The sequence below is a fragment of the Acinetobacter sp. CY17 genome, from assembly GCF_059515825.1.
The window spans coordinates 1-19,893 of record NZ_JCAKMX010000013.1; the positions used below are offsets into that span (position 1 = coordinate 1).

Annotated in this window: 20 protein-coding genes and 1 rRNA gene; 10 read left to right on the forward strand and 11 right to left on the reverse strand. The window is 42.3% G+C overall.

All coding sequences use genetic code 11. The annotated features are described in order from the left end of the window. Nucleotides 1-44: 44 nt before the first annotated feature. From AC5YCI_RS09670 to AC5YCI_RS09685, 4 genes are all read right to left on the reverse strand, one after another. Nucleotides 45-1,581, reverse strand: a 16S ribosomal RNA gene (locus AC5YCI_RS09670). Nucleotides 1,582-1,919: 338 nt separating this feature from the next. After that, nucleotides 1,920-2,996: a DUF6670 family protein gene (locus AC5YCI_RS09675; RefSeq protein WP_496175497.1), complete on the reverse strand. Its 1,077-nt coding sequence runs from the start codon at nucleotides 2,994-2,996 to the stop codon at nucleotides 1,920-1,922. 18 nt (nucleotides 2,997-3,014) lie between these two features. Continuing rightward, a complete protein-coding gene (gene pssA / locus AC5YCI_RS09680; RefSeq protein WP_496129836.1) occupies nucleotides 3,015-3,839 on the reverse strand; it encodes a CDP-diacylglycerol--serine O-phosphatidyltransferase in 825 nt (274 codons plus the stop codon). A 54-nt stretch (nucleotides 3,840-3,893) separates the two neighbouring features. Then, a complete protein-coding gene (locus AC5YCI_RS09685) occupies nucleotides 3,894-4,751 on the reverse strand; it encodes a 23S rRNA (adenine(2030)-N(6))-methyltransferase RlmJ (protein ID WP_496129835.1) in 858 nt (285 codons plus the stop codon). Between the two features lie 116 nt (nucleotides 4,752-4,867). On the opposite strand from AC5YCI_RS09685, the gene AC5YCI_RS09690 reads away from it, so the two are divergent. Together AC5YCI_RS09690 and AC5YCI_RS09695 are read left to right on the forward strand one after the other, a co-directional pair. After that, on the forward strand, nucleotides 4,868-5,470 hold the full coding sequence (locus tag AC5YCI_RS09690) for a 2OG-Fe(II) oxygenase (protein WP_496129834.1): 603 nt from the start codon (nucleotides 4,868-4,870) through the stop codon (nucleotides 5,468-5,470). A gap of 66 nt (nucleotides 5,471-5,536) precedes the next feature. Next, nucleotides 5,537-6,064 carry a hypothetical protein gene (locus AC5YCI_RS09695; protein WP_496129833.1) on the forward strand — a complete coding sequence of 176 codons (528 nt, stop codon included), beginning with the start codon at nucleotides 5,537-5,539 and terminating at the stop codon, nucleotides 6,062-6,064. 26 nt (nucleotides 6,065-6,090) lie between these two features. Here AC5YCI_RS09695 and AC5YCI_RS09700 read toward each other — a convergent pair whose 3' ends face one another. From AC5YCI_RS09700 to AC5YCI_RS09720, 5 genes are all read right to left on the reverse strand, one after another. Further along, on the reverse strand, nucleotides 6,091-6,342 hold the full coding sequence (locus AC5YCI_RS09700) for a DUF2789 family protein (RefSeq protein ID WP_496129832.1): 252 nt from the start codon (nucleotides 6,340-6,342) through the stop codon (nucleotides 6,091-6,093). 119 nt (nucleotides 6,343-6,461) lie between these two features. Next, nucleotides 6,462-6,710, reverse strand: coding sequence for a DUF2789 family protein (locus tag AC5YCI_RS09705; RefSeq protein ID WP_496129831.1), 249 nt, complete (start codon nucleotides 6,708-6,710; stop codon nucleotides 6,462-6,464). Between the two features lie 149 nt (nucleotides 6,711-6,859). Further along, nucleotides 6,860-7,846 (reverse strand): malate dehydrogenase, encoded by a 987-nt coding sequence (locus AC5YCI_RS09710; protein ID WP_496129830.1) that lies wholly within the window; start codon nucleotides 7,844-7,846, stop codon nucleotides 6,860-6,862. A gap of 169 nt (nucleotides 7,847-8,015) precedes the next feature. Further along, nucleotides 8,016-8,654, reverse strand: coding sequence for a ribonuclease T2 family protein (locus tag AC5YCI_RS09715; protein WP_496129829.1), 639 nt, complete (start codon nucleotides 8,652-8,654; stop codon nucleotides 8,016-8,018). A gap of 4 nt (nucleotides 8,655-8,658) precedes the next feature. Next, the gene (locus AC5YCI_RS09720) at nucleotides 8,659-10,623 is read right to left on the reverse strand and encodes a lytic transglycosylase domain-containing protein (RefSeq protein ID WP_496129839.1); all 1,965 of its coding nucleotides are present in this window, start codon (nucleotides 10,621-10,623) and stop codon (nucleotides 8,659-8,661) included. Between the two features lie 312 nt (nucleotides 10,624-10,935). Between AC5YCI_RS09720 and miaB the strand changes: the two genes are divergently transcribed. Genes miaB through ybeY form a run of 3 tightly spaced genes read left to right on the forward strand, consistent with a single transcriptional unit; the run spans nucleotide 10,936 to nucleotide 14,013 of the window. Continuing rightward, nucleotides 10,936-12,390 (forward strand): tRNA (N6-isopentenyl adenosine(37)-C2)-methylthiotransferase MiaB, encoded by a 1,455-nt coding sequence (gene miaB, locus AC5YCI_RS09725; RefSeq protein WP_496129828.1) that lies wholly within the window; start codon nucleotides 10,936-10,938, stop codon nucleotides 12,388-12,390. Between the two features lie 41 nt (nucleotides 12,391-12,431). After that, entirely contained in the window at nucleotides 12,432-13,514 is a 1,083-nt protein-coding gene (locus tag AC5YCI_RS09730; protein ID WP_496129827.1) for a PhoH family protein, read from the forward strand. A gap of 16 nt (nucleotides 13,515-13,530) precedes the next feature. Continuing rightward, a complete protein-coding gene (ybeY, locus tag AC5YCI_RS09735; protein WP_496129826.1) occupies nucleotides 13,531-14,013 on the forward strand; it encodes an rRNA maturation RNase YbeY in 483 nt (160 codons plus the stop codon). Nucleotides 14,014-14,055: 42 nt separating this feature from the next. Here ybeY and AC5YCI_RS09740 read toward each other — a convergent pair whose 3' ends face one another. After that, a complete protein-coding gene (locus tag AC5YCI_RS09740; RefSeq protein WP_496129825.1) occupies nucleotides 14,056-14,931 on the reverse strand; it encodes an energy transducer TonB in 876 nt (291 codons plus the stop codon). Between the two features lie 188 nt (nucleotides 14,932-15,119). On the opposite strand from AC5YCI_RS09740, the gene AC5YCI_RS09745 reads away from it, so the two are divergent. The 4 genes from AC5YCI_RS09745 (at nucleotide 15,120) to AC5YCI_RS09760 (ending at nucleotide 17,879) form a co-directional block, all read left to right on the forward strand. Beyond that, nucleotides 15,120-15,800, forward strand: a complete 681-nt coding sequence (locus AC5YCI_RS09745) for a hypothetical protein (protein WP_496129824.1) — start codon at nucleotides 15,120-15,122, stop codon at nucleotides 15,798-15,800. A 131-nt stretch (nucleotides 15,801-15,931) separates the two neighbouring features. After that, entirely contained in the window at nucleotides 15,932-16,639 is a 708-nt protein-coding gene (locus AC5YCI_RS09750; protein ID WP_496129823.1) for a DUF3108 domain-containing protein, read from the forward strand. 75 nt (nucleotides 16,640-16,714) lie between these two features. Then, entirely contained in the window at nucleotides 16,715-17,290 is a 576-nt protein-coding gene (locus AC5YCI_RS09755; RefSeq protein WP_496129822.1) for a xanthine phosphoribosyltransferase, read from the forward strand. A gap of 199 nt (nucleotides 17,291-17,489) precedes the next feature. After that, on the forward strand, nucleotides 17,490-17,879 hold the full coding sequence (locus tag AC5YCI_RS09760; protein WP_496129821.1) for a hypothetical protein: 390 nt from the start codon (nucleotides 17,490-17,492) through the stop codon (nucleotides 17,877-17,879). Nucleotides 17,880-17,888: 9 nt separating this feature from the next. On the opposite strand, the gene wrbA is transcribed toward AC5YCI_RS09760, so the two are convergent. Continuing rightward, entirely contained in the window at nucleotides 17,889-18,494 is a 606-nt protein-coding gene (gene wrbA / locus AC5YCI_RS09765; RefSeq protein WP_496175498.1) for an NAD(P)H:quinone oxidoreductase, read from the reverse strand. A gap of 110 nt (nucleotides 18,495-18,604) precedes the next feature. Here wrbA and AC5YCI_RS09770 point away from each other — a divergent pair, with 110 nt between their 5' ends. Then, complete coding sequence (locus AC5YCI_RS09770) at nucleotides 18,605-19,852, forward strand: YihY family inner membrane protein (protein ID WP_496129819.1); 1,248 nt, start codon at nucleotides 18,605-18,607, stop codon at nucleotides 19,850-19,852. Nucleotides 19,853-19,893: the final 41 nt, after the last annotated feature.

A 19,893-nucleotide genomic window follows, 5' to 3' on the forward strand; every position in this document is an offset into this window, starting at 1 on the left:
AAGAACAACTTGTTGTGGATTCTTACCGGTCGCCAATCTTTCGTTAAGGAGGTGATCCAGCCGCAGGTTCCCCTACGGCTACCTTGTTACGACTTCACCCCAGTCATCGGCCACACCGTGGTAAGCGTCCTCCTTACGGTTAGACTACCTACTTCTGGTGCAACAAACTCCCATGGTGTGACGGGCGGTGTGTACAAGGCCCGGGAACGTATTCACCGCGGCATTCTGATCCGCGATTACTAGCGATTCCGACTTCATGGAGTCGAGTTGCAGACTCCAATCCGGACTACGATCGGCTTTTTGAGATTAGCATCCTCTCGCGAGGTAGCAACCCTTTGTACCGACCATTGTAGCACGTGTGTAGCCCTGGTCGTAAGGGCCATGATGACTTGACGTCGTCCCCGCCTTCCTCCAGTTTGTCACTGGCAGTATCCTTAAAGTTCCCACCCGAAGTGCTGGCAAATAAGGAAAAGGGTTGCGCTCGTTGCGGGACTTAACCCAACATCTCACGACACGAGCTGACGACAGCCATGCAGCACCTGTATCAGAGTTCCCGAAGGCACCAATCCATCTCTGGAAAGTTCTCTGTATGTCAAGACCAGGTAAGGTTCTTCGCGTTGCATCGAATTAAACCACATGCTCCACCGCTTGTGCGGGCCCCCGTCAATTCATTTGAGTTTTAGTCTTGCGACCGTACTCCCCAGGCGGTCTACTTATCGCGTTAGCTGCGCCACTAAAGCCTCAAAGGCCCCAACGGCTAGTAGACATCGTTTACGGCATGGACTACCAGGGTATCTAATCCTGTTTGCTCCCCATGCTTTCGTACCTCAGCGTCAGTATTAGGCCAGATGGCTGCCTTCGCCATCGGTATTCCTCCAGATCTCTACGCATTTCACCGCTACACCTGGAATTCTACCATCCTCTCCCATACTCTAGCTTCCCAGTATCGAATGCAATTCCTAAGTTAAGCTCAGGGATTTCACATCCGACTTAAAAAGCCGCCTACGCACGCTTTACGCCCAGTAAATCCGATTAACGCTCGCACCCTCTGTATTACCGCGGCTGCTGGCACAGAGTTAGCCGGTGCTTATTCTGCGAGTAACGTCCACTATCCTAGAGTATTAATCTAAGTAGCCTCCTCCTCGCTTAAAGTGCTTTACAACCAAAAGGCCTTCTTCACACACGCGGCATGGCTGGATCAGGCTTTCGCCCATTGTCCAATATTCCCCACTGCTGCCTCCCGTAGGAGTCTGGGCCGTGTCTCAGTCCCAGTGTGGCGGATCATCCTCTCAGACCCGCTACAGATCGTCGCCTTGGTAGGCCTTTACCCCACCAACTAGCTAATCCGACTTAGGCTCATCCATTAACGCAAGGTCCGAAGATCCCCTGCTTTCCCCCGTAGGGCGTATGCGGTATTAGCAGTCGTTTCCAACTGTTGTCCCCCATTAATGGGCAGATTCCTAAGCATTACTCACCCGTCCGCCGCTGAATCCAGTAGCAAGCTACCTTCATCCGCTCGACTTGCATGTGTTAAGCCTGCCGCCAGCGTTCAATCTGAGCCATGATCAAACTCTTCAGTTTAAAATCAATAGTGCCTATAGGGCACCAATCTTGGCTCATCAATTACTGACAAAAAATTTGCTCAAATAAACTTCGAGAAATTCTTACCAATTATCAATGAAAATATATTCGATTGATCAACCAGTAAAAATCCACACAAGTTGTTCTTCATAATCTCTTAATGATTTTCTTGCATCTTCGTCAGAAGCAAGTAGTCGGCTATAATACTCTTATTCTCACAAGAGTCAAGCGATTTATTTCAATCACCGCCGATGGATGGGCATTATAGAGAGATTTAATCGTCTTGCAAGTGATTTAAGTTAAAAAGATAAATTTTGAGTTGTTGATTGTATATTAAATCACCAACCATCTTCTTTAGCGATAATCACCATAGGACTAAAAGCCAAATCACACTGTGTTTGATCTTGTTTTAGCTCTTGGTATTTTAAACTGCGACAATCTACATATTCACAATAGCCATGCTCACCTTCAAATTTTTGGCCATTAATGACGACTTGATAGGAGAAGCTACCGACAAAACCTGCTGCTAAGCCAAATTTAAAATCACCACGACTTTGTCCACAAATGTCTATCTTAATGTCATGTTGTTGCAATGACCAACAAAACACTCGTGGTAAATACATAGATTGATCATTAGGGGTTCTTACACATGGATATAATCTTTGAATCTCTAAACACAAATTTTTATCAAAGATCTGTACTTGTCCGGTCGCAATATTTTTTAGATACAAGCGTGAGTAGAGAACTAAATTAAACTGATCCCGCAATTGCAGCACAATCAATTGTTGGGTATCACTGAGCGGAATCAGTTGATAAATATAAAAAGCTAAAGGTAGCCAACTAAAGTCGATAGCCCGACCATATTCCACCACACCCAATTGATCAATAGCATAAACTTGATCTTTATAAATCACTTGTCCCTGACACTGACAAGGGAGCGACCAATACTGACCTAATGACCAACGTAGCTGACAAAAATAACTGACCAGATCTAAGCTTTGGATGTTCAGCTTAAAACTCAGCTCTGGATCCCGCCTCTCTAATTTTAAATAAGGCAATTTCCCTGAAAGCTGTTCACGCTCAGCAAATTGAAATTGTTGCTCTTGAAATGAACAGTCTTGAGCAATGTCATAGGCATGAAAATGCCCCACACTATGCATACTACTGCTCGCGAGTACAGTTGCCACTTGTAAAGGCTTCTGGATATTAAGATGCGGCTGTTGAAAAATTGGCGCCCGAGGCTGACCAATTAAGCTGTAGAAATTAAGATAATGTAGTGGTGCAGGTAAATTTGGAATTTTTATTGCTTGGTGAATAATTTTATAACGCCCTTGTTGGGCATGCAGCGCTACGGGCTGAGGTGGAGCCTGATAAAATTGTTTAGAACGATCGATTAAATCCTGAAACAACTGCATATCAAGCTCCTTATCTTGTTATGCGTGGTGATTCTTTCTCGCCATAAATGTTGTTACAAAACCAGATAATGCATAAATGACCGAGATCACCAAAATACCTACTGGAATGTTATACGTTACCGCAGCAAGAATAAACACTGCAAGAGGTAGCACGGCAAATGGTACCCGCTTACGGTCAACAGTCTTAAATGAATAATATTTAATATTGGATATCATCAAAAGACCCGCAACCACAATCGAGACTGCATTAACAATTTGAACACCCAAATCACTTAAATCAAAGATTTCTGGCGTATTTAAGCCCACCCAAACCAAGGTCACCATCATGATGGCTGCTAAAGGACTGGCAACCCCAATAAAGTAACGTTTATCCACTACACCAATTTGAACATTAAAACGGGCTAAGCGAAAAGCAGCACAAGCCGTATAGACAAAGCAAGCTGCTAAACCTAAACGACCTAAGTCATTTAAACTCCAGCTATACATTAAAATTGCGGGGGCAACACCAAAGGCCAGTAAATCTGACAATGAGTCAAACTGCTCACCAAAGGCACTTTGTGCCCCTATAGCACGTGCCACACGACCATCTAAACCATCAAGCAATGCAGCCACAAAAATTGCATAAATGGCTTGTTGAAACTCCCCATTCATACTGGCAATAATCGAATAAAAGCCTGATAACAACGCTGCGGTTGTTATCAGATTTGGCCACAGATAGATACCACGACGCTTCACCTTACGCCCTTCATGAGTTTGTTCTTCTTCCACCACTTCAAACGTAATCCCATCATGATCGTGATCTTGAGAACTATATTCTCCCTCAGGCTTCGATTGATTTGTCATTATTTTCTATCCTAACTGTAACCATTTTTCTCTAACTAAATCTTGAGTCAGTGCTTATTCGCCGACTAACCAACGCACCGCAGCATGACCACCATTTTCGCTCATGCGTAAATGTGGGAATAACCATTGTAAAGCTTCATCTGCATCTTGAGAGAATTTCCAAGGTGGATTGATCACCAGTAAACCACAGCCGTTTAAGCCCACAGGGGTGTCATCTGGCCACACACAGACTTCACAGACCAATTGACGACGAATGCCTGTTTTGTACATTTTCTTTTCAAAGCGCTCAATCATGGCACGGTCTTTAATTGGGTACCAAATTGCAAATACGCCTGTTGGCCATTTTTTGTAAGCGGCAACAATCAGCTCAACCAATTGTGGGAAGTCCTTACGCTCTAATTCGTAAGGTGGATCAATCATCACCAAGCCGCGTTTTTCTTTCGGTGGAATCACCCCTAATAAACCTTCGTAAGCGTCACGCTCATGTAAACCTGCGCGCTTGTCACGAATGTTCATATATAGCTGTTGAAATACATCACGCTGCATTTCAAAAATAGTGGCTTTATCGGTGTCGCGCATGCCTTCTAAAGCAAACCACGGCGAACCAGGGTAAGCACCTTTACCTGAACCCTCACGCATTTTTTCAACAATATCTAAATACTGTTTTACACCCTCAGGTGCATTACGTTTAATCGAGTCATCAAGCTTGACTAAACGGTGAATACCATTTAAAAATTCGCCTGATTTTTGTGCTGCTGAAGTTGATAAATCATATTTACCCGCACCACCATGTGTATCGATATAGCGATATGGCTTATCTTTTTGATTAAGGCGAGTCAAAATCTGAAGCAATAAAACGTGCTTCATGACATCGGCAAAGTTGCCTGCATGGAAATGGTGTCGGTAATTCATGTTTCATTCAATTCCTAAGATCAACACGTATTTTAGCATGAAAAAGTGTTTCTTTCCGAGCCGATTCTTGCTCTAGAATAGCTGACCTTTTTTCGTGATGTATAGAGAGTTTGTATATGGACGCAGCCACAATCCCTTTAGGTTGGAACATTGATCAAATCCTCGATGATTTAGATCAACACGGATTGAGTATTATTGATGCCGCCTACCCTCAACACTATCAGCAAGCAGTCGTACAAGAATGCTTATTACATTTAGATGAGTTTCGCAACGCCGCCATTCAAAATGGTGTAGTCAGTGATATTAGAAGCGACCATATTTTATGGCTTAAACCAGAACTTCAAGTCTCCGATCAACATAGCCAGACTCTAGCTGCCTTAGCACATCATTTAAACCGCGCCTTTTATTTGGGCATTAAAGATGTAGAAGCACATTTTGCCTGCTATAACGCTGGCGAGTTTTATGCGCTGCACCGTGATAATCCGCAAGGCAAAAATGGTCGTATGATTTCAAGCGTGTATTATTTGCATGAACATTGGCAAAATGATTGGGGCGGTGAATTACGCTTGCAAGATAAACACGGTGCTTGGCATATTATCAAGCCTCAACCTAACCGTATTGCACTGTTCCAAAGTGATTTACTACATGAAGTTTTAGCTTCCAAACAACAACGCCTCTCCATTACTGCTTGGTTACGTAGTGACAACTCGATCTTTTAAGCCTTTAAATTTTTAGAATCAGCCTCATAATAGGCTGCATATTGTAAGCAATTGAGGATAAAGCCAATGCGTATGACCACCAAACAAATTATTCAACGTATTGGTGAAACAGATCAATTATTTTTGCAGGGCAATACCCCAGAACTTGCGTTAGAGCGTGGTGATCTACGTTTGCAATTGGTCACTCTTAGCCAAGTACGTCAAGAACAGGTGCATTTTTTACAAGAAGCCATTGTGCTATTAGAGCAAGGCCGCATTGAGTTTGAAGAAATTGAGATGATTTTGTATATCAAGCTATCTTTGCATTTGGCCAAAGCCTATATGTTGTTCTTTGAGCTAACGCGCGAAAAGCATTATGCGCTGATTACACAGCAAATTATGAAAGCCTTGACCCAAGCCGAACATAGCGATGTATTCTTCTTCTTGGCTTATGCTTCAGCAGCCAAAGAAGAGCCAGCAATGACCCGTTATTGGTTAAAGAAATATAGTCAAAGCAAAGATTTTGATTTTGATTTGGTACATCAGCACCCGTGTTTTAATGCTTACCGTGAACAAGAGTGGTTTCATCAAATTTTAAAAGCCAAAATGCATTAAAAAAACGCCTCTAATGAGGCGTTTTTTTATGCAGTTTGTAAGCGGTAGGCATCTAGATGTAATTGTTGATTCAATTCATCCACCCAAATTGCCCAATCATCATCTTGTACCAAATGACTAATGAGCAATGAGCGCTGACCTTTATTCCAAAAAGGCGCATCGTGTAGAGAAACTGCCGCAGGCAATTGGTGAGTGCGCACGTAAAGTTCAATAGCTGCAGGACTGTTAGCAAGACCCAATTGTGAAAATAACAGCTCTAAAGATGGTTTATGTTGCATAATTAGCGCCTCTTATCAATTTATTTGTCATTTATTATGTGTATAACTTATAAGAAAGCGTAAAAAAAACCTAGTCATTTTGACTAGGTTTGTTGTTTCAATTTGTACAACCATAGCATCTATACATCTTTACCATCATTTTGGTGCAACAAAGCATTGAGTTCATCTACTACAATCGCCCAATCGTCGTCTTTTTTCCAGTGACTAATAATAAAGTCACGTTGCGACGGACTCCAAAATGGCGCTTTATGTAAGGGCATGTTCTGATCTAATTGATGATCACTAATAAATGCATCAATGTCAGCTTGATTGCTGTCTAAGCCAAGTTGCTGAAACAATAATTCTAAAGTGGGTTGTTCATCAAACATATTCTGATCCTGTCAAGTCATCACTTGCTTCTACACTAACGGGCTTTGGATTTAAGATCAGCTACAACACGTTTGCAGGGTGTTATTTTTTGTACATAAAAAAAGCACCCCAACAGGAGTGCTCTTTTTTAATTTAGTTAAAAACTAAATTATTTAAGCATGTCAGCAATTGCTGCGCGCTCGCCTTCTAACTCGTCAAGCGTGAATTGGATACGCTCACGGCTGAATTCGTCGATTTCAAGACCTTGAACGATCTTGTATTCGCCATTTTCGCAAGTTACAGGGAAACCGAACATTACGCCTTCAGGGATACCATAAGAACCGTCAGAAGGAATACCCATCGTTACCCATTCGCCGTTTGTGCCAAGCGCCCAATCACGCATATGGTCAATTGCAGCGTTTGCAGCAGATGCAGCAGAAGATAAACCACGCGCTTCGATGATCGCAGCACCACGTTTACCAACAGTTGGAAGGAACACATCTTTGTTCCATTCAGCATCGTTGATTTTGTCTTTTAAGCTTTCGCCGTTTACTGTAGCAAAACGGTAGTCAGCATACATTGTTGGAGAGTGGTTACCCCAAACAGTCATTGTTTTGATATCAGAAACTGCAACATTTGCTTTTTGAGCAAGTTGGCTTAACGCACGGTTGTGGTCAAGACGTAACATTGCTGTGAAGTTTTTCGCTGGAAGATCTGGAGCAGATTTCATTGCGATGTAAGCATTCGTGTTCGCAGGGTTACCTACAACAAGAACTTTAACGTCACGGCTTGCAACTTCGTTCAGTGCTTGGCCTTGACCGATAAAGATCTTACCATTTTCAGTAAGTAATTCAGCACGTTCCATACCTGGACCACGTGGACGTGAACCAACAAGAAGCGCGTAATCAGCATCTTTAAATGCAACTTTAGGATCATCAGTACCGATCATGCCAGCCAATAATGGGAAAGCACAGTCGTCAAGTTCCATCATTACGCCTTTAAGCGCAGCTTGAGCTTTCTCAAAAGGAACTTCTAATAATTGAAGGATAACTGGTTGGTCTTTACCCAACATTTCACCGCTAGCAATACGGAATAATAAGCTGTAACCGATTTGACCAGCAGCGCCAGTAACGGCAACGCGAACAGGTTGCTTCATGTAATTATCTCCAATCGAGGATCGTCATAATGATTAAATAGCTGTTCTATTTAATCTTAATAAGCATAAACGGCAAAGATTGTACTCCAATCCTTCGCCAGATGCATGTAAAACAGAATGCATTTCCACAAAAGTATGATAGAAAATATAAATAAATTTTCAAAAAAACTTAGTACGCCCCTTTTATGTAATAGCGTGTTGGGCAATTCGATTGAACCGGTTGTGGACAGGCTTTGTACTGTCCTTTGGCGTTATAACACACTCGAACTTCGGTCAGATAGCTCATATGACGTTGACTTTGACAGTGAAAATGCAGTGCTTTGCTAGTGAGCTGCGGATTTAATCTTAAAAATTCTTGCTGAATATGACTGGCTGAGACTTGATAGGTTTCAGCCCGCGAAAGATCAGTCGGAACTTTTAAACGATCCGCATAATTAATAATGGCACGGAAATACTGACTGGCATTCATAGGGACACAGCCCCCCACACTGTTCCAAAGTTGCAAGCGTGCGGGTTCATCGGGCATGACCCGTGCTACCACTTTGGCTTGTAAGGGGGGTAAGGTGGCCGATGATGTGGTCCGACAACGCGCTGACATGTGTTCAGGATATAAACCCACAATATTTAAAGAATACCCCTCTAAACATTTGCGCTTCTTACTTTGACTACTGTTGAGATGACACATCGCAGGTGTCATCTGAATTTGCATTACATAACCCGTGACAGGCGTGCCTGCATTAACCTGAGAAGCTAAGCCCCAAGTCAATAATGCCAAGCTAAAACCTGTCCAATAGTTCAAATCATTCATCCTCTTAAGGAGTACTCATACGCATTGGGATGCTAGTCATACGTTGACTGATGGGTTTAGCACCCTGCCCCAACAACATGCCGTAATGCGTGGCATTGGTCATGACATGTTTGACATAGTCACGTGTTTCTAGCAAAGGAATTGATTCTGTATATTGATCTGCAGCTAAAGATTGTGTCTCTGGTTGCCAACGACGGGCACGGTTAGGTCCAGCATTGTAACCTGCTGTGGCCAGTACCGCATTTTGACTCAATTGCTGATGAATCATCGATAAATAAAACGTGCCATAACGTAAATTGGTGTTTGGATCCGTTAAGGCCGCAGGGTTATAGGCTTCACCCATATTTTTAGCCACCAATTTGGCCGTATCTGGCATAATTTGCATTAACCCCCCAGCCCCAACATGTGAACGTGCGCCTGTATTAAAACGACTTTCTTGACGCATGAGTCCATAAGCCCATGCAGGATCTATACCAGCACGGTAGCTATGATTGACCACTAAATCTTTATGCGGTGTAGCAAAACGATAATTATAGTTATGTTTTTTAACAGTACGGTCAGCCGCATAGATTGCACGGTCGTACCAGCCCATATCGGTGGCGCGTTTGGCAGCGGCCAACAATAAGCCATCGTCATGTTTTAGGTACGCTTGGCGAACCGCCCAATTCCACTCACGATTAACATAACTATCTGCTGCACCCACGCTACGCAAGGCAAAAGCTCGATTAAAATGAATGTCTTGGCTTAAACGCACCACATCACTTTGACTTGGCTCACTACTTAACGGTAGTTTGGGTGCTTCACCAACGCGCGCTTTGGCCAACAAATTATGATAATCATCGCCTTGCGCTAGGCGCTTATAAATCTCTTGAGCAGTGCGTTTGGATTTACTGTCACCACGTTGCTCAGATGCACGCGCTAACCAATATTGCCAACGATCTTCTTGACGCTGCGTTGGGCTCATAGCATCAATCGCGCGGATTAAAGCTTCCCAATGGCTAAAACGAATGGCTTGACGGGCATAAATTTCAGCCTCTTCTGCACTAAATGGCAAACCATAACTGGCGTCTAAATATTTAATCACATCGGCTTTAAAGTTATTTTTCATCACCGTTGTACCGCCAATATAGCCCACGGCGCGGTACAGTGCGCGTTGTACATCTTGCGGTGTACCTTCTGCAGCACGTGGTACTGAGGCAATCGCAGTATCTAAATCGCTATCGGCTAAACGTCCCATGGCATAAATTAAATAGGCGTGATCAATATTGCTGGCTTTAGGGGCTGACCATAAATAATTCAGTGGATTAGCCTGAATTTGATTGAGCTGCGCTAGTGATAAATTCATGCCCATGGTTTGTGCTGTTGCAATCGCTTGCCCAGCTTGACCGGCGCGCAGCTGCACCCACACTCGCTGCTGCCGATCTTGTGTGGTCATCAGCGGACTTGATAACATCATACGACCTAAACCGGTACAGGATTCAGGTTGCGTATTGGTGGCCAACCAGACATCTTTATATTCAGCAAATACTAAGGGATCACCCATTTTGGCTCTGACTTGCGCGATGGCACAACTTTCTGCTTGATCGGCATTATGCACATACTGCAATACAGGCTGGGCCGGGGCAAAATCGGCCATTTTGACTTTTTCTTCCACATAGTCCGCACTTAATTTTTCTGCCATGGCTGAGTTTGGATAGCGCTGTGCGAAACTCATAATTGCTTGAGGACTTTGTGAGGCTAAATTACGGTTGAGTAACCAATATTCAGGATAGTAGCCCAGCACATCATTTTGCATCGAGACCTGATATTGGCGTAATAATTCGGTGTTACCCGCATTAGCGGCACGTAAGGCATCATTGAATTGTTGTTCTGCTGCTGTTGCACAGCCCGCAACGGCAATTGATGCGACCCCCAATGCCAGTTTTAAATGCTTTTTATGTTGGATCATGATGTTACTGAAGGTAGACATACGCTGCTGTTTCGTCATTTGGGTTTCGCCTGAGTCGTTTCACTCACCATTTTCGGCTAGTTTAAATACTCTGAGTTAAGTCGTGTGTTGAGTTGTGTAACCTTATGATTACACAATATTAATTTTCAGACATTTTTTATCCATAAATCAATCTGATGCCTGCACCAATTAGCGCTGTCCGTTTGCTAAAATTTCCTGCTAAAATGTGCCCCTTTCATTTCTCATGCGCGCTATGGCAATTTTGCCACATTCAAGGTCTATTTTTCCCAGAATGTCGCGTGCTTTATCCCGTTTTATCGTTTAGGAGCTTACATGACGGTTCAAACCTTCACTCCTTCTGCTGCCCCAGCTGCCTCAGAAAACACTGTTACCCAGCCACAGCACACCCCAGTCGATGGATCAGTTAAAAAACTGTATATCGAAACCCAAGGGTGTCAGATGAATGAGTACGACAGTCATCGTATGGCAGACTTGTTAGGCGATTCACATGGTTATGTGCTAACAACCGATCCTAAAGATGCCGATATTCTACTGATGAATACCTGCTCAATTCGTGAAAAAGCCCAAGAAAAAGTATTCTCAGAACTCGGTCGTTGGCGCAAGCTTAAAGAGAAAAATCCAGATCTTATTATTGGTGTAGGTGGCTGTGTCGCGTCGCAAGAAGGGGACAACATCCAAAAACGCGCTCAATACGTAGATATGGTTTTTGGTCCACAAACACTACACCGTTTACCACAAATGCTGGATCAGCATTTTGACCAGATCGAAAAACCCAAGAAAGAAAAAATCAAACTGGTGGATATTTCTTTCCCAGACATCGAAAAATTTGACTTCTTACCAGAACCACGCGTGGAAGGTTATAAAGCCTTCGTTTCGATCATGGAAGGCTGTTCAAAATACTGCTCTTTCTGTGTCGTACCGTATACCCGCGGTGAAGAAGTATCACGTCCTTTAGATGACGTTTTAGCCGAAATTGCAGGACTTGCTGAAAAAGGCGTGCGTGAAATTTCGCTCTTAGGTCAAAACGTGAATGGCTATCGCGGTGAAACCTTCGATGGTCAAATCTGTACCTTTGCAGATTTGTTACGTCTTGTTGCAGAAATTCCAGGCATTGGTCGTTTGCGTTATACCACATCGCATCCACTTGAATTTAATGATGACCTGATTCAGTGCTACCGTGACTTACCACAAATGGTTTCGCACCTGCATTTACCTGTACAAAGCGGTTCTAATGCAGTGTTACAAGCCATGAAACGTAACCATACTATTGACGTGTATATCGAAAAAATTAAAAAGTTACGTGCTGTGCGTCCTGATATGCATTTATCCAGTGACTTTATTATTGGCTTCCCAGGTGAAACCGACGAGCATTTTGAGGAAACATTCCAATTTATCAAAGATTTAGACTTTGATCACTCATACAGCTTTATCTATTCAAAACGTCCAGGTACACCTGCGGCTGAACTTGAAGATACAACGCCTGAAGATGTCAAAAAAGAACGCTTAGCCAAAGTACAACAATGGATTAAACGCTCAAGTATTGATAAAACTGATGCCATGCTCGGCACGATTCAACGTGTGCTGATTGAAAAAGTCTCTGATAAAGATCCAAACATGCTCGTTGGTACAGCAGACAACACCCGTTATGTGACCTTTATTGGTGATGCCGCTTGGGTGGGTCGCTTTGCTGAGATTGAAATTACCGAAATTAAAACTTTGAATTTAGTTTACGGTGAGCTATTGAATCTTGAGCCTGACGTGGCGTAATGTAAGGATATTGCCAAAACAACTATTTCAAAGGAATTCTCTTGACTGCAACGATTCGACGTACAGTAAATTTTCCCGGCATTTCAATGGACCGTTTACAAAATATGCTTGGTGCATATAACGGTCACTTGAAGCAAATTGAACAACGCTTAGAGGTAGAAATTTCCCATCGTGGCGACACATTCTTTATTGATGGTGAAATTGAAGCAGTCGAGAGAGCCGAAGTGCTCTTGCAAAGCCTGCATGAAGAGTCTGAAAATGCCAAACAAATTAGTGCAGATACCTTGCATATGATGATTCAAGGCAGTCAGACCGATCGTGAGCTGCAAGAGGACTTATCCGAGCAAGAACATACAGGTTTAGACAACGTATGGCTTCAAACCCGCAAAGGGCGAATTAACCCACGCGGTGCCAATCAAAAACGTTATGTACAACGTATTTTACAAAGTGATATTTCTTTTGGTATTGGCCCTGCGGGTACAGGTAAAACCTACCTTGCAGTTGCTGCTGCGGTAGATATGCTTGAGCGCAATGAAATTCAACGTATTTTATTGGTACGCCCTGCGGTAGAGGCAGGCGAAAAGCTGGGTTTTTTACCGGGTGATTTAACCCAAAAAATTGACCCTTATTTACGCCCGCTGTATGACGCTTTATATGAAATGCTGGGCTTTGAAAAAGTGGCAAAACTGATTGAACGTCAAGTCATTGAAGTTGCCCCGCTGGCCTACATGCGCGGACGTACTCTAAACCATTCTTTTGTGATTTTAGATGAAGCGCAAAACACCACACCTGAACAAATGAAAATGTTCTTAACCCGTTTAGGTTTTGGTTCGCGTGCGGTGATTACCGGTGACGTGACACAGGTCGATTTACCGCGTGGTCAACAATCTGGCTTATCGCATGCACTACGCATCATCGAAAATATTAAAGAAATTCACATTACCCGATTCCACTCTCGTGATGTCGTGCGTCACCAATTGGTACAAAAAATTGTTGAAGCCTACGAGGGTTGGGACTCTGAGCAACAACGCCTAACCCGCGCTGAACGTGAACAACGTAAAGCCCTGCAACAGGCGTTGGTGGCCGAAAATGATGCTAAAGCTGATCAGCAGCATCAAGTTTAAATTTTAAGGATCTGTTTTGAAAATCAGTCTTTCCCTACAGCAAGAAATAAGCGCGCCAGAGTTAAACTTAAAACGCGCTTATATTAAAAAAGTTGTAGAAACCACGCTACGCCACATTGAAACGCAAAGTAACTGCGAAATGGGTATTGCCTGTGTTGATAATGATGCCAGTCATCAACTCAATCTAGAATATCGTCAAAAAGACAAACCAACCAATGTGTTATCTTTTCCAAGCGATTTACCTGATGAAATGGCTGCTGTCTTAGACAGTTTCCCAATTGGCGATTTAGTGATTTGTATTCCTGTGGTACTACGCGAAGCCATTGAGCAACATAAAACGCCGCTTGAGCATTTCACGCATATGTTGGTGCATGGCACATTACATCTAATGGGCTATGACCATGAAACCTCAGATGAAGATGCTGAAGAAATGGAAGCGCTTGAAATTGAGATTTTAGCTAAATTAGGTCTAGCCAATCCTTATTTAGAACAAGATTAATTCAGCAAGCATTTTAAACAAAGCGAGCTTCGGCTCGCTTTTTTATTTGACTTCAAATTCAGCATCAGCCGGATCAAAACGCCAAGTCCGTACAATACGTAACTCTTGCGTGTCGCCTAAGGCACGGTCAAAACGTGGAAAAGGCGCCGCCTTACGCACTGATGCCTTAGCCGCTTCATCTAAAATGGCAGAGCCTGAGCTGTCTAATAAACGCAGCGCTATCACCTGTCCATTGGCTGCCAAAATCACCATTAAACGCACCTCGCCGGCTAAGCCCAATTGCTGTGCTTCTAAGGGATAATCACGATTGCCATAGAACTCCACCTTTTTACGAAATTTTTCTAAATAGCTCGCTGCAGGATCAGCTTTGGCATGAACACCATTTACAGTTTTAATCTGCTGCTGACGACTAAAATTTTGCTGTTGCTGTAAATATTCCGCCTCAAGTCCAGCAATTAAAGCAGCTTGCTGCTGATACTGACTGTGCAACGGCTTGATTTCTTCCTGACGTTGATCTTGGCTATGCTGCTTTTGCCAACTTAAAATAGTGGTTAATATCTGCGCATCATTGCTTGAAATAGGCTGTGCATGTTGTTGTATGTTTTGTTCAGGCACCACATGCTGCCCTTGACTGCTTTGTGCTTGCCATGCATGACTTTGCGTTGAAATTCGATGCGCTTCTCGAAAGGTTCCTGCTCCTTGTTGATCCGCTTGCGCTAAAAAATCAGGGCTTTCAATTTTATCTGCGCTAGGTCGAATGCTAATCGCAATTTCTTTGACGGCTTGATCTTTCTCTACTGGCATCGCAAATTCAATAGATAAAACTGCCCCATGCAGCAACACGGCGCAGCCAATCATCAGCAAAAATAGTCGGTCCTGCCACCACACGTGCTGCACTGCTGTAAGATGTTTAAACATACATTAAACCGACAAAAAGCCTGATTCCACAAATCTAAGAAATACAGTATAAGGGATGGTAACTACTGATATTTTTCTGTATAACAGCCCATTATTGTAGCGCTATACTTGCCAAGAATACCTGATTGATTTTAACTATTATGGCAAACATCATCCGACAATAACCAGCTCAAGCTAGGAAGCCCATCATGCAATCACTCATAAGCAATATTTCTAACCGCCTTCGCCAAGTGTACCAAAAGGCAGAAGGATTTATTGAAGATGAACGTGAATTTGCCTTGTCACAAGTCTTCTTAAACGCCACTTTCCAACGTTTTGTAACTGATAACGTGGGTTTACTTAAAGACTTACATGCAGATTTACATGATGATTGGTTACGTTTGTATGCCTCAATTGATGTCAAAGGGATGCAACTGACGCTCTCGGTTGATTTAAAACTACTACAAATGGAGCTCAATAAAGATAAGCAACTCATTGTCTTTGAACAACTAAGTAATACACAAATTTTAGATGCCCAATATCCAAGTGCCCTATACAAATGGGGCGTGCAAAGTGCCTTATTCTTCTATCACAAAGTATTAAAAAAAGATCCTTTAGGGCCAATTTTACAAAAATTTGATGTTATTGAAGTTAAAGATGATTTGCTCTATTTAGATCTTAATCGTTGGTTAGGTAAAAATCGCTCGATTATAGACACTTTAAGTAAAGTGAATATTAACCACGCCGAATTACGTGAATCACAGCTGATGGTCATGGGTAATGTGAATTTGATGGCACTTATGAACAAAATGTCGGAAGATGATGATAAAAAATCGTCGCAAAGTAGCAATCAAGACAGCGATACTGTGACGCCAATTAAGCAAAAGTAAATTTTAATGGTGTGCAATCGCTATGCAAAAAAACACATAAAACTACAGTTTAGTCTTAAATTTAAATTTTTTATTCATGATCTAAGTGCATAATATCTATATACAAATATTGTGCATAGGACTTTCAACTTATGGCTATTTCATTTAAAAAATCTGCGCTTGCGACTATTAGTGTTGCCGCTGTGCTTTTGGCATCGGCAAGTCAAGCCTTTGCCATGAGTCCATTCCAAGCCAATTATCAGTTTAGCTATAACGGTAAAAATATGGGCTCTGCGACCCGAAGCTTAAGTCAAGCTGGCAACAACTGGACTTATGTATTTAGTGCCAAAGCAGGTGGTATTGCATCCGCCTCGGAAACCAGCCGTTTTACGTTTAGTCATGGCAAAATTTCGTCATCAAGCTTTAGCCGTACCAGTAAAATATTGATACACAATAACAGCATGAATATTAAATTTAATCCAAGCAGCAAAACCATTAACACCAAAAAAGACGATAAAGCGCGTTCTTTTGCATGGCAAGCCGGTGTCTTGGATGAACTCAATGCTGAATTACAACTACGTGAAGATTTAAAGGCAGGTGGTTTAAAATCCACTTACTTGATTGCTGATGCAAAAGAGGTTGAAGCACGTCGCTTTGTTAAACAAGGTACAGAACGTGTGAGCACCAATTACGGTACCTTTGATACAGTAAAAGTCATTTTAAAACCAAGTAAGCCAAACCGTAGTACGATTTTCTGGCTAGCACCTAAATTAGACTACTTACCCGTTAAGGTTACTCATCAAGATGGTAACACTTCTTATGGCTTATCTTTAACTGGATATAAAGGCAAAACCAATTAAGACTTGCATTTTTTTGGGTGCTTTTTAAAATACGCATTTGCTGAATTAGCACTCACCCCTTAGAGGATCCTCCCCGTGCATGCACTAGAACAGAAAATCTTGGCTGAAGGTATCGTTCTATCTGATCAGGTTTTAAAAGTTGATTCTTTCTTAAACCACCAGATCGATCCACAATTGATGCAACAAATTGGTCAAGAGTTTGCCCGTTTGTTTAAAGACGCTGGTATCACCAAAATCATTACCATCGAAGCATCTGGTATCGCGCCGGCGGTGATGGCGGGTTTAGAGCTTGGCGTGCCAGTTATTTTTGCGCGTAAATATCAATCTTTAACCTTAAAAGATGATTTATATCGTTCTAAAGTATTTTCGTTTACCAAACAAACTGAAAGCACCATCGCAATTTCAAACAAACACATCAGCGCAAGCGATAAAGTGTTAGTGATTGATGACTTTTTAGCCAATGGTCAAGCAGCTCTTGGCTTAGCGGATTTAATTCACCAAGCTGAAGCTGAAGTTGTGGGTATTGGGATTGTAATTGAAAAATCATTCCAACCAGGTCGTGATATTTTGCTCGAAAAAGGTTACCGCGTAGAATCACTTGCCCGTGTGAAGTCTTTAGCAAACGGTACTGTAGAGTTCGTTCGTGATTAATCCTTAGGTTTAAACGAAAGAGCGCTGATGCGCTCTTTTTTATGCTCTAAATTTAAATCAAGCAGATACCTGATCTTAGCCCAAACAGCCGTGATTTTTTAGCGCCACCTCAAAACATCAAATGAGGTTTTTGACAAATAAGCATACACTTTTTATGCATTGTTCTTTATGATCAAAAGCATTATGTCGTAACAAGTTTATGGAAAAACCTATGCAGTGTCCAAAGTGTGGCAGCGATCAAATTGAACAACGTGACCATGAAGGCGGTTTAAAAACCGCGGGTAGTTGGCTAATGACATCAGCAGGTGCAACTGCGGGTACCGTCGGTGGCGCAGCTACAGGCGCATCAACAGGTGCGGCTATTGGCGCAATTGCCGCAGGCCCCCTAGGTGTCATTGTCGGTGGCACCATTGGTACTTTTGTTGGTGCAATTACTGTAGGTGTCACTGGTGGCGTGTTAGGCAATATATTGGGCAAAAAAGCAGGTGTCATGGTAGACAAAAATCTATTTGCAGATTTTCGTTGCTTAAAATGCAAAAAGCGTTTTAAAGCACACATCCCACCTAGCGACACCCATCAGGAAAAGTGAGTCTCAAACTTACTTAGATGACACTTGTAATTGCTGAGCAACCGTGGCTAAACGTTTACCTTGCTCAATACATAACGCTTTTTCATCACTGCTAATGCTCTGTTCATGGCGCGCACCACTGACGTGACTCACCCCATAAGGCGTGCCGCCTGTTTTAGTATTCGATAAAGCAGGGTGTGCATTGCTTAAGCCCATGATTAACATTCCATGATGGAATAAAGGCGGTAACATACTGAGCAAGGTAGTTTCTTGACCACCATGCATAGAACCTGATGAGGTAAAGACACAAGCAGGTTTATGGTGTAATGCACCACTTAACCACAAACTGGTGGTTTGATCCCAAAAATACTTCATTTCAGCTGCCATATTACCAAAACGTGTTGGTGAGCCTAAAGCTAAGGCTGAACAGTGGGCTAAATCTTCTAAGCTACAGTAAATATCACCATCCTCTGGAATACTCGGTTGCGCCTCAGTCACTACCGTCGCAAGATTGGGCACAGTACGAATTTTTACCGCCATACCCGCCGCCTCAACCCCATCGGCAATGAAATGTGCCAACTGCTTTGTGGCACCATATTTGCTGTAATACAGCACAAGAACATAAGCTTCGGTCATGATTGTAAACGTCATAAAAAAGAAAACTATACGGTATTGTGCTGCTTTTTTGGTTAAGCTTAAAGCTGAAAAATCGACAAACACATTAAAAAAATTGAGATGTTGCGCGTATGTTAGAAAATTTACTCAAAAAGATTCCCTTTTATGACCACACTTGGTTTCAGTTTATCTTGTTTGTGATTCGTCGTTTTGAAGCAGATAAATGTCGTGATCAAGCAGGCTCGCTCACCTACACCACACTGTTTGCTGTGGTGCCTATGCTGACCGTGTTTTTAGTGATTATTTCTTCTATTAAAGCCTTGGAGCCTGCGCGACAACAAATTCAACAACTCATTTACAGTAATTTCTTACCTAAAACCACCATTGCTTTTGACAAAGCCTTAAGTGCCTTTGCTGATAAATCGAGTAATTTGACAGTCATTGGTATTTTATTTCTATTTATTACCACCGTGATGATGCTGACCAGTATTGAAACTGCGTTCAACCGTATTTGGCGAGTGAAAGAAACTCGCGGTGGGATCATGGGTTTTATGCGCTATTGGACCATTATTTCGCTAGGTCCTATTTTGCTCGGTAGTGCCTTTGTGATTTCATCGGCCTTGGCATCACTGAATGTCTTAAGTAATAATTTTACAGGTTATGAGCTCAATGGTGCCTTTGTACTGTGGGCGATTTCCTTTGGTCTGACTTTCTTAGGTTTCTTCATTTTGTATTGGACTATTCCCAACCGCAATGTACCGATTAAATCAGCTTTAGTGGCTGGTATTTTTAGTGCTAGCGTCTTTGAAGCCTTAAAAAACTTATTTGGTTTTGTCATGTCTAACTTTACCAGCTATGAGATTGTGTATGGTGCCTTTGCTGCCGTGCCTATTTTTCTACTCTGGATTTATTTATCTTGGAATATTATTTTATTAGGCGTCGAAATTAGCTTTGCTATGACAGCATTTAATTCAGAAAAAGAACAAAAACGTCATCCTTTAATTATGTTGCTTGATCTGCTGGAATTATTTTATCAAAAACAAAAACTCGGTAAACCAGTAACTGAGGCACAAGCTTTAGACGTACTAGGACGGGAGGAAATTGGCTGTTGGCCTACCTATGTTGATTTACTTGAACAACAACATTTAATTCAGCGCACCGACAATAATGACTATGTTTTATCTAGAAACCTGAACGAAGTCGATTTTTGGCAATTTTATAGCCAACTACCCTATACCCTGCCGCAGCGTAAAGATGTGGGGAATATTCATCCTGATGATGAATGGATGCAGAAACTTGGTCCTGCTCTCATTGATGCTGATGATTATTTGGCAGCAAAACTTTCTATTCCTTTATCTAAAATTTTAGATCGTCACTAAAAGTTAAAATCACCCAGCTAAAAAAAGCGCCTCATGGGCGC

What these genes read in the sequence shown, in the direction of transcription:
- AC5YCI_RS09675 (WP_496175497.1), bottom strand. Translation starts at nt 2,996, where the DNA reads ATGCAGTTGTTTCAGGATTTAATCGATCGTTCTAAACAATTTTATCAG.
- pssA (WP_496129836.1), bottom strand. Translation starts at nt 3,839, where the DNA reads ATGACAAATCAATCGAAGCCTGAGGGAGAATATAGTTCTCAAGATCAC.
- AC5YCI_RS09685 (WP_496129835.1), bottom strand. Translation starts at nt 4,751, where the DNA reads ATGAATTACCGACACCATTTCCATGCAGGCAACTTTGCCGATGTCATG.
- AC5YCI_RS09690 (WP_496129834.1), top strand. Translation starts at nt 4,868, where the DNA reads ATGGACGCAGCCACAATCCCTTTAGGTTGGAACATTGATCAAATCCTC.
- AC5YCI_RS09695 (WP_496129833.1), top strand. Translation starts at nt 5,537, where the DNA reads ATGCGTATGACCACCAAACAAATTATTCAACGTATTGGTGAAACAGAT.
- AC5YCI_RS09700 (WP_496129832.1), bottom strand. Translation starts at nt 6,342, where the DNA reads ATGCAACATAAACCATCTTTAGAGCTGTTATTTTCACAATTGGGTCTT.
- AC5YCI_RS09705 (WP_496129831.1), bottom strand. Translation starts at nt 6,710, where the DNA reads ATGTTTGATGAACAACCCACTTTAGAATTATTGTTTCAGCAACTTGGC.
- AC5YCI_RS09710 (WP_496129830.1), bottom strand. Translation starts at nt 7,846, where the DNA reads ATGAAGCAACCTGTTCGCGTTGCCGTTACTGGCGCTGCTGGTCAAATC.
- AC5YCI_RS09715 (WP_496129829.1), bottom strand. Translation starts at nt 8,654, where the DNA reads ATGAATGATTTGAACTATTGGACAGGTTTTAGCTTGGCATTATTGACT.
- AC5YCI_RS09720 (WP_496129839.1), bottom strand. Translation starts at nt 10,623, where the DNA reads ATGTCTACCTTCAGTAACATCATGATCCAACATAAAAAGCATTTAAAA.
- miaB (WP_496129828.1), top strand. Translation starts at nt 10,936, where the DNA reads ATGACGGTTCAAACCTTCACTCCTTCTGCTGCCCCAGCTGCCTCAGAA.
- AC5YCI_RS09740 (WP_496129825.1), bottom strand. Translation starts at nt 14,931, where the DNA reads ATGTTTAAACATCTTACAGCAGTGCAGCACGTGTGGTGGCAGGACCGA.
- AC5YCI_RS09745 (WP_496129824.1), top strand. Translation starts at nt 15,120, where the DNA reads ATGCAATCACTCATAAGCAATATTTCTAACCGCCTTCGCCAAGTGTAC.
- AC5YCI_RS09750 (WP_496129823.1), top strand. Translation starts at nt 15,932, where the DNA reads ATGGCTATTTCATTTAAAAAATCTGCGCTTGCGACTATTAGTGTTGCC.
- AC5YCI_RS09760 (WP_496129821.1), top strand. Translation starts at nt 17,490, where the DNA reads ATGGAAAAACCTATGCAGTGTCCAAAGTGTGGCAGCGATCAAATTGAA.
- wrbA (WP_496175498.1), bottom strand. Translation starts at nt 18,494, where the DNA reads ATGACCGAAGCTTATGTTCTTGTGCTGTATTACAGCAAATATGGTGCC.
- AC5YCI_RS09770 (WP_496129819.1), top strand. Translation starts at nt 18,605, where the DNA reads ATGTTAGAAAATTTACTCAAAAAGATTCCCTTTTATGACCACACTTGG.